The sequence below is a fragment of the Streptococcus gwangjuense genome, from assembly GCF_003627155.1.
In the GTDB taxonomy this organism is placed as follows: domain Bacteria; phylum Bacillota; class Bacilli; order Lactobacillales; family Streptococcaceae; genus Streptococcus; species Streptococcus gwangjuensis.
The window spans coordinates 422,634-439,046 of the sequence record NZ_CP032621.1 but is presented as its reverse complement, the minus strand read 5'-3'; the positions used below and the strand labels follow the sequence as shown (position 1 = coordinate 439,046).

Below are 16,413 nucleotides of genomic sequence, written 5' to 3'. Positions count from 1 at the left end.
TGAATAAGCTAGCAAAAAGAGCTCTGAAATCGAACTCTGTGAATGAAGAGTAGGTGTACGCTTCATTCGATTTTATTTTAATTATCAGAAGCTAACCTTCCAGTGCAGATGAAAATTGCTTCTCAATCTCTATTCACCGACTAAAAAGGTCCCCCGGACCTTTTTAGTCACCTAGATATGCTTTTCTGACTTCTTCTGATGAGGCGAGTTCTTTTCCTGTTCCTGATAGGACGATTTTCCCTGTTTCCAATACATATCCTCGGTCAGAGATTACGAGTGCTTTATTGGCATTTTGTTCAATCAAGAGGACGGTTGTTCCTTGTTTCTGGATATCTTGAATGATATCAAAAATCTCTTGGATAAAGATTGGTGCAAGTCCCATTGATGGTTCATCTAAAAGAAGAAGTTTTGGTGTTGACATAAGAGCGCATCCCATGGCAAGCATTTGTTGTTCCCCCCCCTGAAAGAGTGGCTGCATCCTGGTTCTTCCGTTCTTCAAGACGTGGGAAACGTGAGAAAACCTTCTTCAAGTTAGCTTGATTTTCTTCATGGTTTTTCTTTAAGAAAGCTCCCATTTCAAGGTTTTCCATAACAGTCAAGCCAGGAAAGACGTGGCTTCCTTCTTCGGCATTTTGAAATCGGAAATATTTTATGGCTATAAGAAGACGTTTACGTCTCTTAAGCAATTAGAACAAGCTATTGTAGACTACATTGATTCCTACAATAATAAACGAATTAATGTAAAACTAAAAGGACTTAGTCCTGTGCAATACAGAACTAAATCCTTTCAATAATTATTTTTCCAACTTTTTGGGGTAGTACACAACGTTCTCTCTTAACCTTAAATCTTAACGGAATCTTTATCCTTGAGCATATAGCGTTTTAAACGAGTTAAGCTAGCTAACCAGTACAATAGACCTCCAAAAATTGCAGTGAAGCCACTACCAGTTGTGAGCAGGAACATAGGACTCTGGATGTGCTTTGTTACAGGGTTATAAACAAATAGTACCGCAACTAACAAGGAAATGATTACACAAGATAATCCTACCAGATTAAAGCCATTTGTAAACTCATAAGCTTTATGTCTCTCAAGGAAATAGGCTGAACGCAAATCGAGTTTTCGTTTTCTCAAGATAAAGTAGTCGACAACGATCATTCCGATAATGGGTCCTTGAATATAAGCGGCTAGTGAGATGAAGGAACCGAAGTACTCTTCCACTCCTCCCCAAATTGTAAGTAGGCTCACGTATACCATGGCAATCCAAACCATTAGTTTATAGCTTACTTTGGGCATCCCACTTTTTACAATCATACAGTTCACGTATGATCCTGTCCCTTGGGTTCCAATATTTGCAAAGGCTACTAGTAGTAAACTTAAAAGGGCAAAGGTAGGTGTGCTTAGAGTTGATAGCATGGTTGTTGGATCACTTTCATAAACACCTGTTTTGACAAACATGGCTAGAGCCATGACTCCACCTGTCGCAGCAAAGAATGGAGCAACAACCCCATATGACAAGGCTGTAGCCCAATAGCCACTGCGTTCTGATTTTGCCAAACGTGGTAAGACAAAGGCTTGTGTAGACCAAGAAAAGGCTACGGCCACATTTCCTTCCCCTGACATCATAAAACGTTCAATCGGTGTCAAATTTTCTTGGATGGCAGGTTGGACATTCATAATATCGCTAATCGGAACCGCAACAAAACAGATTCCAACGATGATTAGCCCAACAAATAACAAGGCAACCACCAGAAAGCGATTAGTACCTTTAATCACATCTGGGCCCCCAAGAGCAATCAGCGTTCCAAGGAGAACACAGAGGGTGCCTAGAATCGGTGCCCATACTCCCTTGTCTAAACCAAGCCCAAAATTATTTGCCAAATGAATCATGGAGCTGGCAAAAAGATCAGCGGTAACGGCGTACCAACCAAAATTCGCCAGACTAATCACGGTTGATAGAATGGCCACCCCTTTTTTACCTAGAACGGCTCTCAACCAAATCCATAAATCAATTCCATATTTAACAGCAAACAAAATAGGGAGACATTCAATAAAGACCCAGATAATGTTAAAACTAAAAATATTAATCAACATTTGATTAAAGGTTAAATATTGAGCCACATAGGCTCCTTGGGTATAACACCAGGTTGCGATGGCAAAACCACTTGTCGATAGGAAGAGATCCCAGAAAGAATACTGACGATCCTTGTTGGTCATGGGAACGATTCCCGTTATGGTCTCCTGTTGAATGAAGTCATTCATCTTGGACATTTTATTGAATACCTCCTGTCATGGCTAAGATAATCAGAATATGATTGACTATCATATCAATTACTTATGTAAAATAAACTTTTAAGAAAGGGGAGATAAATACACATAGATTAAGGCTTTCATTTTTATAGTCATTTTTTAGTTTCTCCTACAACTAATTGTTCAAGTTCAATACCAATTCTTATTTTGTCATTCCTCCGACTAAAAATTAATTTTAGTTGACCATACTGCCCACTATAATGGTACCAAATACAGAGAAACTTTCCTAATGGATTCACTTAAAATAATCCTCACAAAAGAGTGATAGTATGATGTTCCAAACACCTGAGCTAGATAGCTGTATTTCGTTTTCACGTTTGGAATTTCTTCTACAGAAATTTCAAATACCTGTTCAGCCTATTCTACCGTATCAATAAAGATTTTCTAAATTCTCTAGTAAGAGGGACGTTTCTAATCAATCCTCTATTCTTAAATCGTAACGGAATCTCGATCCTTGATCATATAGCGTTTTAAAGGAGTTAAGCTAGCTAACCAGTACAATAGACCTCCAAAAATCGCAGTAAAGCCACTACCCGTTGTGATTAAAAAGATTGGGCTTTGAATCTGTGCTGTTACAGGGTTATAAACAAATAGTACTGCAACCAACAAGGAGATAAATACGCAAGATAAGCCAACTAAGTTAAATCCTTTGGTAAACTCGTAAGCATCGTGTCCCTCAAGGAAATAAGCTGAACGCAAGTCAAGTTTTCGTTTTCTTAAGATAAAGTAGTCGACAACAATCATACCAATAATTGGCCCCTGAATATAGGCGGCTAGGGAGATGAAGGAACCGAAGTACTCTTCTACTCCTCCCCAGATGGTGAGTAGGCTCACGTAAACCATGGCAATCCAAACCATTAGTTTATAGCTTACTTTGGGCATCCCACTTTTTACAATCATACAGTTCACATAAGATCCTGTACCTTGGGTTCCAATATTGGCAAAGGCTACTAATAGTAAACTTAAAAGGGCAAAAGCAGGTGTGCTTAGAGTGGAAAGCATCGTCGTTGGATCACTTTCATAAACACCTGTTTTGACAAACATGGCTAGAGCCATGACTCCACCTGTCGCAACGAAGAATGGAGCGACAACCCCGTATGATAAAGCTGTAGCCCAATAGCCACTACGTTCTGATTTTGCCAAACGTGGCAAGACCAATGCTTGTGTAGACCAAGAGAAGGCAAAAGCAACATTTCCTTCCCCAGAAAGCATGAAGCGTTCTAATGGCGTTAAATCTCCTTGGGTAGCTGGTTGAATATTCATAATGTCAGTGATAGGCACAGCTACAAAACAGATTCCAACGATAATGAGACCGACAATCAACAAGGCAATGACCAAGAATCTATTGGTCCATTTGATCACTTCTGGACCTCCAAGGGCAATCAGCGTTCCAAGGAGAACACAGAGAGTACCTAAAATCGGTGCCCATACTCCCTTGTCTAAACCAAGGCCAAAATTATTTCCCAAGTGGATCATAGAATTGGCAAAAAGATTAGCCGCAACGGCGTACCAGCCAAAGTTAGCTAAGCTAATAATGGTTGATAGCAAGGCTACCCCTTTTTTTCCTAAGACAGCCCTCAACCAAATCCACAAATCAATTCCATATTTAACCGCAAACAAGATTGGGAGACATTCGATAAAAACCCAAATAATGTTAAAGCTAAAAATATTAATCAACATTTGATTAAAGGTCAAATATTGAGCCACATAAGCTCCTTGGGTATAACACCAAGTTGCAATAGCAAAACCACTTGTCGATAAGAAGAGATCCCAGAAAGAATACTGACGATCCTTGTTGGTCATGGGAACAATTCCCGTTATCGTCTCCTGTTGAATAAAGTCATTCATCCTAGACATTTTATTGAATACCTCCTGTCATGGCTAGGATAATCAAAATGAGGTTGACTATGACTAGGGCGATGACTATAGTAAAATCACTTTTTAAAAATGGCTGAGCAAACACATAGTTTGGTGATTCCATTTCTTCTAGCCTTCTTTTCGTTTCATTTGCTACTAATTCTTCAATTTCAGATGTCGGTTTCATCTCAATTCTCCTCTAAGTATAAATCTAATGCAAGTTTTCCATACTGCTTGGTATAACGATACCAGATATAAAGAAATTCACCTACTGGTTTTCCAACGCTTTCTTGGAACAGGGCCCACAAAAACCAATAATATGAAGTCACTGATACATAGGCAAAATAGTGTCGTTTGGTTCTCTTGTCTGGAACTTCTTTTAAATAGATTTCAAGTACCTTTTCAGCTTCTTCTACTGTATAATTTGAACACCCGATAAAGGTTCCTAAATCTCCTGCTGGATCTCCCATACCAGAATATTCCCAATCAATCAAGCTCATTTCGCCAGCTTCATTCAACAAGAAATTCGGGCTATAAGAATCTCCGTGGCAGAGAACCTTTTTCGCTTGATCTTCTTGTAAAAGCTTCTCGAGAACTGAGACATTCTTATCCAACTCTTCAAGTCCATCAAATTCAAAACGATTGCTAGCTTTTAATTTTTGTCTAAAATCATCAATTCCCTCAAATTGATCAAAAGAATGATCTGTTTTTTCTCCAGATTGGTGCAAGCGTCTCAAGAGCTCCATTGCTTTTGCTACATCATCCCAATTATCATAATCTAGTTGCTTGGCATTAGGGATAAATTCTGAAATTTTCCAGCCCTCATTCTTGTTCATGGCAACAAAAGTACGGTCAATCTTTAATTTTGCAGCAATTTCCATGGAAGCCGCTTCACTAGCACGATCGATATAATTCTCCGTTCCTCTACCCGGATGACGGTAAACATATTTCTTCTCTAGGCAGTCAAATGAAAACGAAGTGTTGGTTAGACCATCTTTTAGAGGTTTGATATTGACAATATCTGAAGCTATACATCCTAATGTCTTACAGATGTTATCAATGATTTCCGAATTCGTATTCACCAAATAGTGTTCATCAAACTGACGCAACTCATCTAGTGAATCAAACTCCTTAACAATTTCTGCTGAATAATGCCGAGCTTCTAAAGGAAGCTCCTTGACGTGACGACTATAATAATCTTCCCAGAGTTGTTCGCGATATGGTTCGTGCTTAAATTCAGTTTCTAAAATATCTACAAACTTTTCACTAAATGCACGATCAAAATAAACGTGCCCCACCATAGCCCAAGTATTCGTCCCACCGATTTGAATATCGATAATCGTGTGATTGGAGTCTTCCTTAGAGCAGTATTCGTCTGTGTCTCCTTCTGCAAATATAGTCGAATAATAACCCCTGTAAATGTATCGTTCAAACGGATTTTCTACAAAATAATTATCCGATGAACAGATATAAGTGTTGGAAAGTTGATCTCTGACTAGCATGAGAGAAGAACAGTTATTGTATTTGTAGTAATCATTATTCACAACGATTTTAACGCCAAACTTTTCTGCCAGATAGAACATTTTTTCTTGCAGATAACCTACAATGACTGTAATATCCTCTATCCCAGCTTCTTGCAATTGCTTGATTTCTCTCTCAATCAAACGCTCACCTTTGACTTGAAGCAATCCTTTAGGTAGCTCATAAGACAAAGGGGCAAAGCGGCTACTCATACCTGCAGCCATGATAATGGCATTCTTCACCTGATACGGAGCCAAAGCATCCTCACCTAAGTCAGTTAAGTGATTTTCCTCACTGATCCACTTCTCTTCTTTACATTCCTTGAGAAGATTATTTACCGTCCCCAAAGCGATATCTAGCTGTTCAGCCAATTGTCTCTGCGTAAAGTTTTCGTCTTTGTGAGTCAACAAAAAATGTAAAAGTTTAAATTGTTTTTTTGATAGCATATCCTCAACCTCTTTTGTTCAATGTTTTTATCTATTCGATTATACAATGAACATTTGCTTTTGTCAAGTTAGATTCTATAGTAAGAAAACAGGGAACTATAATATTTGTAGTGGGTAAATTCCCTATAGATATTATGAAGCCTATTTTGTTGTAGAAAAAGTTCCGTAATATCTAGAATGAAAAATGACCAAACCATCATTAGAAAGAATCGTATGGAACAATTAAATTAACAGGAATATCCACAGGAAATCATCGCTAAACTGGATTATGATGCTCTATCTCGTCCTGATTACGCTAGCCAAATGAAGAAATATGATTTTCAAAAATTGTCTAAAATTCCTTACCTTGAAACAATTGGTATCCCCAATAGAACCCCTTCTTAGAAAAGCTGTTTCAAGTGCTATCATTTCTCGAAAATGACTCTCTCCAAAACTTCTCTCATCAATAAAAATTGAGCAAAAGTTGATTGAAAAGACTTCTATGACCGATATTGCCCACCAGCAGGCCATTTCAACTTCAACTGTCATTCGCAAGCTCAATGACTTTCACTTTAAGCATGATTTTTCTCGGCTTCCAAAGACTATGTCTTGGGATGAGTACTCCTTTACCAAGGGAAAGATGAGTTTCATTACGCAAGATTTTGACAATCTCAATATCATAACTGTTCTTGAGGGAAGAACACAGCCTATCATCCGAAATCATTTTCTGCGCTACGATAGAGCAGTCCTATGTCAGGTAAAAATCATTACTATGGATATGTTTAGTCCCTACTATGCCTTAGCTAAACAGATTCGATTTCTAATTTCTAGGCTCAGGCTGAAACAGTCTCCCAGACTGTTTCACTCCCAAACGCTAAAATCGTGTTGGATCGCTTTCAAATTGTACAACATCTTAGCCGTGCTATGAGTCGTGTCCGTGTTCAAATCATGAATCAGTTTCATCAAAAATCTCATGAATACAAGGTTATCAAGCGTTACTGGAAACTCATTCAACAAGATAGTCGAAAACTCAGCGATAAACGTTTTTATCGCCCTACTTTTCGTATGTACTTGACCAATAAAGAGATTCTAGATAAGCTTTTGAGCTATTCGGAAGACTTGAAACACCACTATCATCTCTACCAACTCCTGCTTTTTCACTTTCAGAACAAGGAGGCAGACAAATTTTTCGGACTCATTGAGGACAATCTAAAGCAGGTTCATCCTCTTTTTCAGACTGTCTTTAAAACCTTCCTCAAGGATAAAGAGAAAATTGCCAACGCCCTTCAACTACCCTATTCCAACGCCAAACTGGAAGCAACGAATAATCTCATCAAACTTATCAAGCGCAATGCCTTTGGTTTTCGGAACTTTGAAAACTTCAAAAAAAGGATTTTTATCGCTCTGAACATCAAAAAAGAAAGGACGAAACGTGTCCTTTCTAGATCTTAGCTTTTCTTCAAACCACTACAGTTGACAATGAGCTCTGAAATCGAGCTCTGTGAATGAAGGGTAGACACACTTCATTCTGTTCCATTTCAATGATTAGAAGCTAACCTTCCAGTGCAGATGAGAATTGCTTTGCAATCTCAATATGCAGACTAAAATAATCCCCTGGATTTGATGACTGCTTCGCAATCTCTATTCACCGACTAAAAAGGTCCCCCGGACTATAATGATGATTGCTTCGCAATCTTCATTTGCAACCTAAACTAGTCTCCCAGACTAGTTTAGCCACCCAGATATGCTTTTCTGACTTCTTCTGATGAAGCAAGTTCTTTTCCTGTTCCTGATAGGACGATTTTTCCTGTTTCCAGTACATAGCCTCGGTCAGAGATAGCGAGTGCTTTATTAGCATTTTGTTCAATCAAGAGGACGGTTGTTCCTTGCTTCTGGATATCTTGAATGATATCAAAAATCTCTTGGATAAAGATTGGGGCAAGTCCCATTGATGGTTCATCTAAAAGAAGAAGTTTTGGTGTTGACATAAGAGCGCGTCCCATGGCAAGCATTTGTTGTTCTCCTCCTGAAAGAGTGGCTGCGTCCTGGTTCTTGCGTTCTTCAAGACGTGGGAAGCGTGAAAAGACCTTCTTCAAGTTAGCTTGATTTTCTTCACGATTTTTCTTTAAGAAAGCTCCCATTTCAAGATTTTCTATAACAGTCAAGCCAGGGAAGACGTGGCGTCCTTCTGGTACTTGTGAAAGACCACCTGCCACGATTTTCTGAGCTGGCATTTTTTGGATTTCTTGACCTAAAAATTCAATTTTTCCTGAGCTTGGTCTAACTAGACCAGACAAGGTACGAAGAATGGTTGTCTTACCTGCACCATTAGCACCGATAAGGGAAACTACTTCTCCTTCATTTACTTCAAAGCTTACATCACGGACTGCTTGGATCATACCGTAATGCACAGAAAGATTATCAACTTTTAACATAGACATTAGGCTTCACCTCCTAGATAAGCTTCGATAACACGTTTATTGGTCTTAATTTCGTCTGGAGTTCCCTGAGCAATCAAACGACCATATTCAAGTACGTAGATACGTTCTGTCACTTCCATGACCAGATTCATATCGTGTTCAATCAGCATGATCGTAATCTTAAATTCATCTTTGATGCGACGAATTAACTCAGTCAATTCGACTGTTTCCTGTGGGTTCATACCTGCAGCTGGTTCATCTAAAAATAGAATTTTAGGTTCCGTAGCAAGGGCACGAACAATTTCCAAACGACGTTGTTGTCCGTAGGCGAGGTTTTTAGCAAGAGTCTCTGCATCACCATCTAAATCAAAGATTTTCAGCAATTCCAAAGCTTTAGCCTTTAATTCTTTTTCACTCTTGTAAAAAGCTGGTAGGCGTAAGAAACTAGCAAAAACATGTTGTTTGTGATGGTTGCCAAAGGCAATCAAAACATTGTCCAAAACTGTTAAATCTTTAAAGAGACGAATATTTTGGAAAGTACGTCCAAGTCCTAAAGAAGCAATCTTATAAGGTGCCTTTCCATTCAAAAGGTGACCATCAAGGGTAACTGTTCCCTCGCTTGGTTCATAAACACCAGTCAAGAGGTTGAAAAGGGTGGTTTTACCAGCTCCATTTGGACCGATTAGTCCAACCAGTTCCCCTTCGTTCAATTCAAGAGTCACATCTCCAACAGCTGTTAGACCGCCAAAATGTTTGGTTAACTGTTTTACTTCAAGTAATGCCATTAGTTTTGTTCCTCCTTTTTAGATTTTTTAAAGAAACGTGATAGGCTTAATTCCCATGTTCCAAGGAGTCCACCTGGTCTGAAAATCATTACCAATACCAAGGCCAAAGCGTAAATAATCATACGTACACTAGCAACATCTTGGAGAAGCATATTCAAAATTCCCAGAACAATAGCTGAAACAATCGCACCTGTAATGGAACCAAGGCCACCAAATACAACAATGATCAAAACGTTGATTGAGTTAATGAAAGTGTAATCTTTCGGTACAACTGAACCGATAAATCCTGCCTGAAGTGACCCTGCAATACTTGCAGTAATAGCACCAAAGACGAAGGCGATGATTTTAATTTTAGTCGTATTAACCCCAACTGACTCAGCAGCGATTTCATCCTCACGAACAGAGAGCGTTGAACGACCAATTGGACTACGCAAGAAGTTCAAGGTTGCAATGGTTGTAATCACGACAAAGAAGTATACCATTTGCCAAGTTGTAAAGTTAGGAATTCCCAAGATACCTGCCGCACCATTTGTAAGACTTCCACCATTGATGATAAAGATACGGATAATTTCAGATACCCCGAGAGTTGCTACCGCAAGATAGTCTCCCTTCAAACGCAAGGTTGGAATTCCGACAAGTAAAGCAACTGCTCCTGAAAGCAAAGCACCTATAAGCATAGCTCCAAAGAAGGCACCGTAGGTTGGTGATTTAGAACCAATAATAGCAGCGGCATAGGCACCAATCGCCATGAAACCTGCATGCCCAAGTGAAAATTGTCCTGAAAAACCAACGATTAGGTTGAGACCAACAGCCAGAATAATATTAATTCCAATTTGTTGTAAAATCTGTACATAGAATAGATTGAGTACACCGACTGAGACCAGTATACTAATCAAGCCATAGCCAGCTAACAAAAGGAGTAACCATAGAATATTAACTTTTAAATTTTCCTTCATCGTTTACACCTTCTCTTTCACATTCTTACCAAGGATACCAGCTGGGCGGACAATCAAGATCAACAACAAGATTCCATAAACAATGGCATCACGGAAGTCTGACATCCCAAAGGCTGTCGCAAAGGTTTCCAATAGACCAATCACAAATCCACCAAGAGCCGCACCAGGAATGATTCCGATACCACCAAGTACCGCGGCAACGAAAGATTTAAGACCTGGAGTAACCCCCATCAAAGGCTCAAGAGAGTTATAATAGAGGGCAATCAAAACACCAGCCGCCCCCGCAAGAGCAGAACCCAAAGCAAAGGTAAAGCTGATAGTACGGTTTACATTGATCCCCATCAATTGCGCTGCATCGCTATCTACGGATACTGCACGCATGGCTTTCCCCATCTTAGTCTTTTGGACAATGACTTGTAACAAAATCATCAAAATCAAGGAAATGGCCAAAATCATTAACTGCACGTTTGTTAGGCTAACTGGTCCCAAATCATAGCGAACTGTTTTAATCGCTTGAGGGAAGGCACGGGTATTGGCACCAACCAGATAGACCATGCCATACTCCAATAGGAAAGACACCCCAATAGCCGTAATCAAAACAGCAATACGAGTAGAGTGGCGCAAAGGTCGGTAAGCAAGAAACTCAATCACGACACCAAGGATGGCTGTCGCTATCATAGCTACAATAAGCGCTACAAAGAAATTCATTTGGAAAGAATTAATCAAGAAATAACCGATAAAGGCTCCCATCATATAAATATCACCGTGTGCGAAGTTGATGAGCTTGATAATTCCGTAAACCATGGTATATCCTAGGGCTAACAGCGCATAAACACTACCTAGAATCAAACCATTTACTAGTTGTTGGAGCATAAAATTCACTCTTTCTATATATAATTTCGAGGGTTTCCCCTCACTTTTTGATAGGTTCTTAAACATCGAAACAGGGAGTGAGTCAGAGGCTCATTCCCTATTTCAACATTTTTCTATTATGGTTTTACAACTTCTGCTGCTTCAACTTTACCATTATTCATGGTCATCATGTAAGCTGTTTTGACTGTGTTGTGGTCCGCATCGAAGCTTGTTTGACCAGTTACACCTTCAAAGTCTTTTGTTTTAGCAAGGTTGTCCTTAATCTCACCTGAGTTTTTAGCACCTTTTGCTGCGTTTGCTACAAGGTGAACTGAATCATAAGCCAAGGCTGCAAATGTTGAAGGCTCTTCATTGTACTTAGCACGGTAAGCTTCCAGGAAGGCTTTTGCTTTAGCTGAAACTTCTACAGTAGTTGAGAAGCCTGAGATAAAGTAGATGTTTGATGCTTTTTCAGGGGTTGCTTGTTGCACAAACTCTTCACCGTTGAATCCATCACCACCAACGATTGGTTTGTCAATTCCCATACCACGCGCTTGGTTTACAATTTTACCAGCTTCAGTGTAGTAACCAGGGACGATGATAGCATCAAAGTCTTTCCCTTTCATTTTTGTAAGGGCTGCTTGGAAGTCTGTGTCACCTGCTACGAAAGTTTCATCTGCAACGATTTCACCTTTGTATGCTTCACGGAAGGCTTTGGCAATCCCTTTAGCATAGTCGCTGGCGTTGTCAGTGTATAGAACAACTTTCTTAGCGTTTAATTTTTCAGTAACATAGTTTGAGATAATTTTTCCTTGGAAGCTATCTTGGAATGTTCCGATAAAGAGGTAATCTTGACCTTTAGTCAATCCATCTTGAGTCGCACTTGGCGAAATCAATGGAACACCTGCTTTTGTAGCGTTCGCTACCGCAGCTGCAGTCGCACCAGATGTCGCAGGTCCTACGATTGCTGATACTTTAGATTGAGTTACAAGGTTAGTTGTTACTGAAGCCGCCTCAGCTGTTTCAGACTTATTATCTTTATCGACTACTTCGATTTGTTTTCCATCGATACCACCTGCTGCATTGATTTCATCAACGGCCAATTGGGCACCTTTTTGTTCAGATGTACCGTAAGCTGCTACGGCACCAGTTTCCTCGAAGTTAAATCCGATTTTGATTGTCTTTTCATCTACTGAGTTACCAGCAGCGTTTGACGCTCCAGACTTCACTTCTCCACAGGCTGCAAGAAGTGCTACACTTGCAAGCGCCACAAACGATAGGGCAAATTTTTTCTTCATCTTTTTTGTCTCCTTATTCTTAAATAGCATGTTAAGAATATACCGAATTATCAGAAAATTGTCAACACTTTTCTTGAACTTTTTCGATGATAACGTTTTCCCTTCGATAAAGATTGCCCACAAAGGGTGTTTCCAACTCTTGGATATGACAAACTCTGACTTTTTTTATAAACTTTTCCTTGCCCAAGCGCCCGACCAATTGCTCCACTTCTTGAGTTGGAACATAAAGCTGTAAGTAACGATGTTTCTTGGAATGATAGGTAATATCTCCATAATCCTGCAGTTTTTTTGCATCACGATTATAGTAAAGATAGATAATCAAGCCAGATCGATTGACTTTTTCAAACATGATAAATCCTCTTTCTAAGAAATCTCCCCCCTATTATACCAAAAAAAGCAAACCCAGTCGAGTTTGCCTTCTTTGATCATTAATTCAATGAATTGTTGGCCATGATTTCATCAATAAAGCCATATTCAAGTGTTTCTTGAGCACTCATCCAGTTATCACGCTCTGCATCTGCGTGAACTTTTTCGATTGACTGACCTGAATTTTCAGCCAAGATTTTTTCCAAGGTTTTACGAGTTTTAAGCAAATGTTCTGCAGCAATCGCCATATCGGTTTGTTGAGTACCACCGCCTGTACCACCCATTGGTTGGTGGATCATGTATTCAGCATTTGGAAGCATGAAACGTTTGCCTTTTGCTCCACTTGATGCAATGACCGTCCCCATAGATGCAGCCATTCCCATAACGATGGTTTGGACATCTGCCTTGATAAAGTTCATGGTATCAACGATTGCCAAACCAGCTGAAACAGAACCACCAGGTGTATTGACATAAATGTAAATATCTTTTGTACTATCTTGGGCATCCAAGAAAAGCAACTGGGCAATAACTGAGTTAGCCATATTGTCTTCAACTGGGCCTGTCAGCATAATGATGCGGTCTTTGAGAAGACGTGAGTAAATATCGTAGGAACGTTCTCCACGGCTTGTTTGTTCAATAACTACTGGAATCATTCATTTCTCCTTTTGAGTTTTATTTTTGTTGGTCAAATGACTGAAGATAAGACTATTATAATATCTTGGTCAAAAAAGGTCAAATTTTTGCTCTGCTTTCATTAAACAGAAACAAAAATTCAACCTCCTTTCACGACTGGAAATTCTTTTCCAAGTCAATCTCTTTTTAATTTTATTTCGTACCGAACAAGCGGTCTCCAGCATCTCCAAGACCTGGAACGATATAACCGTGTTCGTTCAAACGTTCATCCAAGGCTGCTGTAAAGATTTCTACATCTGGATGAGCTTCTTGAAGGGCTTTAACACCTTCTGGTGCAGATACGAGGCAGACAAATTTGATATTTGATGCGCCACGTTTTTTAAGAGAATCAACAGCCAAGATTGCTGAGCCACCTGTTGCTAACATTGGGTCTACGACAAAAATTTGACGTTGGTCAATGTCCTCAGGCAATTTCACCAAGTACTCAACTGGTTGAAGCGTTTCTTCATCACGGTACATACCGATGTGGCCAACTTTAGCTGCTGGAACCAAGCTCAAGAGCCCATCAACCATCCCGATACCTGCACGCAAGATTGGAACGATAGCCAATTTCTTACCTGCCAATTGTTTTTGAACTGTTTTTGTGATTGGTGTTTCAATTTCCACATCTTCTAGTGGAAGATCACGAAGTACTTCATACCCCATCAACATTGCAATCTCATCTACTAGCTCACGGAAAGCTTTTGTAGAAGTATCTGTACGACGCAAGATTGACAATTTGTGTTGAATCAGTGGATGATTAATAACTTCAATTTTTCCCATTTTTGGAATTCCTTCTTTCAATTTATTCTTCTTATTATACCAAATTATACCAAAAAATGGTTTAAAAATCTTTCTAAACCATTTATTTTTGATAATTTTTACATTAGATCAGCCTCTTTAAGAGCGGCCTGTACTGTCTCAAGTGGTAAATGAGTCAATTCTGTTCCCTTTTCTTGATAGAGGTATTGGGCGTAGTCGTCCATTCGGTACTGGTTGATATAAACCACGCGCTTGCAGCCGACCTGAAGCAATTGTTTTGTACAGTTTAGACATGGAAAGTGGGTCACATAAGCTGTAAAGCCTTTGGGGACACCACGCTCAGCCCCTTGGAGAATGGCATTAACCTCTGCGTGAAGGGTGCGAACACAGTGGCCTTCGATGACCAGACATTCGTGATCAATACAATGCTCGGTTCCTGACACCGAACCATTGTAACCAGTGGAAATAACCTTATTATCTTTTACCAGAATCGCGCCCACTTTGGCACGTTTACAAGTGGAACGATTGGCAATTAGTAAGGCTTGGGCTGCAAAATACTCATCCCATGCTAGTCTTTTTTCAGTCATATCTCTTCTCCTTTTGCTCTATTTTTTAAAAAATGGTAACCGTAAATCCGCTATCTTTTCAGCAGGTACCTTCATGCCATCCTTGATCCATTTTAGAAGGACAGAGACGATGGCTGAGCTCCAGAAGGAATGAAGATAAGAGCTGACACCTTTTGATTTTCCATGGTATTTTTCTAGAAATTCCTGCATGGCTTGGACAAAGATTTTTTCCAGATGGTAATCCAAGGCCAGTTGAATCACTCTGGCTTCCTTTCTGGCCTCTCGGAAAAGGTGAACCCAGACCAGATAAAGGTCTGTCTTTAAATCATAATGATGCAACTGTTCCATGATGTTGTGGACACTCCGTTTAAAAACGCTCTCTAAAATTTCCTCTTTAGAATCATAATTGCGGTAAAAGGCTGCACGCGAAACGCCTGCACGCTTGACTAATTCAGAAATACTAATCTTGGTCAAGTCCTTTTTTTCCAAGAGCTGCAAGAGGGCTGTTTCAAGGGCTTCTCTAGTTAATAAATTGGATTCTTGGTTTGATTTTCTGAGATTTTCAAGAGACTTTTCAGAGATTCTACGTTCAGACATAACATTTTCTTTCTACTTGTCACAACAGACGGATGAGGCTTTTGTTTCAAGGGCTTTCATGATATAATTGTAAAAAAAGACAGAACCTTTGTCAATGTATAACTGACAAAGATGGAGAATTTCTATGACTTGGAAGATTATTGCTGACTCTGGTTGTGATTATCGTCAGCTGGCAACACCAGCTATTGACACGACCTTTGTGAGTGTTCCCTTAACCATTCAAGTAGCTGATCAGGTCTTTGTTGATGATGCCAGTCTTGACATTGATCAAATGATGGAAACCATATATGCAACTGCAGAAGCTTCAAAATCAGCTTGTCCAAGCCCAGATGATTATTTGCGAGCGTTTGAAGGAGCCAAAAACATTTTCCTAATAACCATCACAGGTACTCTCTCTGGCAGTCACAATAGTGCTCAACTGGCCAAGAATATTTATCTAGAAGACCATCCTGATACTAAGATTCATGTGATTGATAGTTTGTCTGCTGGTGGGGAAGTTGACTTGCTCATAGAAAAATTAAATGACTTTATTGACCAGGGCTTGTCTTTTGAAGAAGTGGTTGAAGCTATCACTGCCTATCAAGAAAAAACCAAGTTGCTCTTTGTTCTGGCCAAGGTCGATAACTTGGTGAAAAACGGCCGTTTGAGCAAGCTTATCGGTACGGTCGTTGGCCTTCTAAATATCCGTATGGTCGGAGAAGCTAGTGAAACTGGAACCCTTGAATTGCTACAAAAAGCACGAGGTTCAAAGAAATCAGTTCAAGCTGCCTATGATGAAATCATTAAAGCTGGATATGCTGGTGGCCGTATTGTCATGGCCCAACGCAATAACGAGAAATGTTGCCAACAGCTTTCAGAGCGAATTCGTGAAAATTTCCCACAGGCGGATATTAAAATTCTCCCAACCTCTGGTCTCTGCAGTTTCTATGCAGAAGATGGCGGTTTGCTGATGGGATATGAAATTGATTAATTGCATTCTTGACAAGAGGTGACCATCATCTCTTGTTTTTTTGTGGTACAATAGAGCT

Annotated in this window: 15 protein-coding genes and 3 pseudogenes; 3 read left to right on the top strand and 15 right to left on the bottom strand. The window is 39.7% G+C overall.

All coding sequences use genetic code 11. The features are described from left to right. Nucleotides 1–163: 163 nt before the first annotated feature. Nucleotides 164–623 (bottom strand): annotated as a pseudogene (locus D7D53_RS02050) (ABC transporter ATP-binding protein); the annotation flags it as partial. Here D7D53_RS02050 and D7D53_RS02045 point away from each other — a divergent pair. Continuing rightward, a pseudogene (locus D7D53_RS02045) lies at nucleotides 615–794 on the top strand (IS3 family transposase); the annotation flags it as partial. The pseudogenes D7D53_RS02050 and D7D53_RS02045 overlap by 9 nt on opposite strands. A 47-nt stretch (nucleotides 795–841) precedes the next feature. Here the strand turns inward: D7D53_RS02045 and D7D53_RS02040 are convergent. The 4 genes from D7D53_RS02040 to D7D53_RS02025 all read right to left on the bottom strand — a co-directional run bounded on the left by D7D53_RS02040 (nucleotide 842) and on the right by D7D53_RS02025 (nucleotide 6,132). Further along, nucleotides 842–2,269, bottom strand: coding sequence for a cytosine permease (locus D7D53_RS02040; RefSeq protein WP_120769973.1), 1,428 nt, complete (start codon nucleotides 2,267–2,269; stop codon nucleotides 842–844). A gap of 468 nt (nucleotides 2,270–2,737) precedes the next feature. Then, nucleotides 2,738–4,165: a cytosine permease gene (locus D7D53_RS02035; protein WP_120769972.1), complete on the bottom strand. Its 1,428-nt coding sequence runs from the start codon at nucleotides 4,163–4,165 to the stop codon at nucleotides 2,738–2,740. 1 nt (nucleotide 4,166) lies between these two features. After that, nucleotides 4,167–4,352, bottom strand: coding sequence for a hypothetical protein (locus D7D53_RS02030; protein WP_004261584.1), 186 nt, complete (start codon nucleotides 4,350–4,352; stop codon nucleotides 4,167–4,169). Nucleotide 4,353: 1 nt separating this feature from the next. Next, a complete protein-coding gene (locus D7D53_RS02025; RefSeq protein WP_120769971.1) occupies nucleotides 4,354–6,132 on the bottom strand; it encodes a phosphotransferase in 1,779 nt (592 codons plus the stop codon). Nucleotides 6,133–6,375: 243 nt separating this feature from the next. On the opposite strand from D7D53_RS02025, the pseudogene D7D53_RS02020 reads away from it, so the two are divergent. Then, nucleotides 6,376–7,563, top strand: a pseudogene (locus D7D53_RS02020) (transposase); the annotation flags it as partial. 278 nt (nucleotides 7,564–7,841) lie between these two features. On the opposite strand, the gene D7D53_RS02015 reads toward D7D53_RS02020, so the two are convergent. From D7D53_RS02015 to D7D53_RS01965, 10 genes are all read right to left on the bottom strand, one after another. Next, the gene (locus D7D53_RS02015) at nucleotides 7,842–8,552 is read right to left on the bottom strand and encodes an ABC transporter ATP-binding protein (RefSeq protein WP_120769970.1); all 711 of its coding nucleotides are present in this window, start codon (nucleotides 8,550–8,552) and stop codon (nucleotides 7,842–7,844) included. Next, nucleotides 8,552–9,316, bottom strand: a complete 765-nt coding sequence (locus tag D7D53_RS02010) for an ABC transporter ATP-binding protein (RefSeq protein ID WP_120769969.1) — start codon at nucleotides 9,314–9,316, stop codon at nucleotides 8,552–8,554. The genes D7D53_RS02015 and D7D53_RS02010 overlap by 1 nt, the downstream gene beginning before the upstream one ends. After that, nucleotides 9,316–10,272, bottom strand: coding sequence for a branched-chain amino acid ABC transporter permease (locus tag D7D53_RS02005; RefSeq protein WP_120769968.1), 957 nt, complete (start codon nucleotides 10,270–10,272; stop codon nucleotides 9,316–9,318). Before D7D53_RS02005 ends, D7D53_RS02010 begins: the two co-directional genes overlap by 1 nt. A 3-nt stretch (nucleotides 10,273–10,275) precedes the next feature. After that, a complete protein-coding gene (locus tag D7D53_RS02000; RefSeq protein ID WP_120769967.1) occupies nucleotides 10,276–11,145 on the bottom strand; it encodes a branched-chain amino acid ABC transporter permease in 870 nt (289 codons plus the stop codon). A 116-nt stretch (nucleotides 11,146–11,261) separates the two neighbouring features. After that, a complete protein-coding gene (locus D7D53_RS01995) occupies nucleotides 11,262–12,422 on the bottom strand; it encodes an ABC transporter substrate-binding protein (RefSeq protein WP_042750282.1) in 1,161 nt (386 codons plus the stop codon). 61 nt (nucleotides 12,423–12,483) lie between these two features. Then, complete coding sequence (locus D7D53_RS01990; protein WP_120769966.1) at nucleotides 12,484–12,771, bottom strand: YlbG family protein; 288 nt, start codon at nucleotides 12,769–12,771, stop codon at nucleotides 12,484–12,486. Between the two features lie 79 nt (nucleotides 12,772–12,850). Continuing rightward, complete coding sequence (clpP, locus tag D7D53_RS01980) at nucleotides 12,851–13,441, bottom strand: ATP-dependent Clp protease proteolytic subunit ClpP (RefSeq protein ID WP_120769965.1); 591 nt, start codon at nucleotides 13,439–13,441, stop codon at nucleotides 12,851–12,853. Between the two features lie 172 nt (nucleotides 13,442–13,613). After that, nucleotides 13,614–14,243 (bottom strand): uracil phosphoribosyltransferase, encoded by a 630-nt coding sequence (gene upp / locus D7D53_RS01975; RefSeq protein ID WP_000515974.1) that lies wholly within the window; start codon nucleotides 14,241–14,243, stop codon nucleotides 13,614–13,616. Between the two features lie 98 nt (nucleotides 14,244–14,341). Then, nucleotides 14,342–14,809 (bottom strand): deoxycytidylate deaminase, encoded by a 468-nt coding sequence (locus D7D53_RS01970; protein ID WP_000136973.1) that lies wholly within the window; start codon nucleotides 14,807–14,809, stop codon nucleotides 14,342–14,344. Between the two features lie 18 nt (nucleotides 14,810–14,827). Beyond that, on the bottom strand, nucleotides 14,828–15,385 hold the full coding sequence (locus D7D53_RS01965) for a TetR/AcrR family transcriptional regulator (RefSeq protein WP_000004150.1): 558 nt from the start codon (nucleotides 15,383–15,385) through the stop codon (nucleotides 14,828–14,830). 124 nt (nucleotides 15,386–15,509) lie between these two features. On the opposite strand from D7D53_RS01965, the gene D7D53_RS01960 reads away from it, so the two are divergent. Beyond that, the gene (locus D7D53_RS01960) at nucleotides 15,510–16,355 is read left to right on the top strand and encodes a DegV family protein (RefSeq protein WP_120769964.1); all 846 of its coding nucleotides are present in this window, start codon (nucleotides 15,510–15,512) and stop codon (nucleotides 16,353–16,355) included. Nucleotides 16,356–16,413: the final 58 nt, after the last annotated feature.

What these genes read in the sequence shown, in the direction of transcription:
- D7D53_RS02015 (WP_120769970.1), bottom strand. Translation starts at nt 8,552, where the DNA reads ATGTCTATGTTAAAAGTTGATAATCTTTCTGTGCATTACGGTATGATC.
- D7D53_RS02035 (WP_120769972.1), bottom strand. Translation starts at nt 4,165, where the DNA reads ATGTCTAGGATGAATGACTTTATTCAACAGGAGACGATAACGGGAATT.
- D7D53_RS02025 (WP_120769971.1), bottom strand. Translation starts at nt 6,132, where the DNA reads ATGCTATCAAAAAAACAATTTAAACTTTTACATTTTTTGTTGACTCAC.
- D7D53_RS01990 (WP_120769966.1), bottom strand. Translation starts at nt 12,771, where the DNA reads ATGTTTGAAAAAGTCAATCGATCTGGCTTGATTATCTATCTTTACTAT.
- D7D53_RS02030 (WP_004261584.1), bottom strand. Translation starts at nt 4,352, where the DNA reads ATGAAACCGACATCTGAAATTGAAGAATTAGTAGCAAATGAAACGAAA.
- D7D53_RS02010 (WP_120769969.1), bottom strand. Translation starts at nt 9,316, where the DNA reads ATGGCATTACTTGAAGTAAAACAGTTAACCAAACATTTTGGCGGTCTA.
- D7D53_RS01970 (WP_000136973.1), bottom strand. Translation starts at nt 14,809, where the DNA reads ATGACTGAAAAAAGACTAGCATGGGATGAGTATTTTGCAGCCCAAGCC.
- upp (WP_000515974.1), bottom strand. Translation starts at nt 14,243, where the DNA reads ATGGGAAAAATTGAAGTTATTAATCATCCACTGATTCAACACAAATTG.
- D7D53_RS01965 (WP_000004150.1), bottom strand. Translation starts at nt 15,385, where the DNA reads ATGTCTGAACGTAGAATCTCTGAAAAGTCTCTTGAAAATCTCAGAAAA.
- D7D53_RS01960 (WP_120769964.1), top strand. Translation starts at nt 15,510, where the DNA reads ATGACTTGGAAGATTATTGCTGACTCTGGTTGTGATTATCGTCAGCTG.
- D7D53_RS02040 (WP_120769973.1), bottom strand. Translation starts at nt 2,269, where the DNA reads ATGTCCAAGATGAATGACTTCATTCAACAGGAGACCATAACGGGAATC.
- D7D53_RS02005 (WP_120769968.1), bottom strand. Translation starts at nt 10,272, where the DNA reads ATGAAGGAAAATTTAAAAGTTAATATTCTATGGTTACTCCTTTTGTTA.
- clpP (WP_120769965.1), bottom strand. Translation starts at nt 13,441, where the DNA reads ATGATTCCAGTAGTTATTGAACAAACAAGCCGTGGAGAACGTTCCTAC.
- D7D53_RS02000 (WP_120769967.1), bottom strand. Translation starts at nt 11,145, where the DNA reads ATGCTCCAACAACTAGTAAATGGTTTGATTCTAGGTAGTGTTTATGCG.
- D7D53_RS01995 (WP_042750282.1), bottom strand. Translation starts at nt 12,422, where the DNA reads ATGAAGAAAAAATTTGCCCTATCGTTTGTGGCGCTTGCAAGTGTAGCA.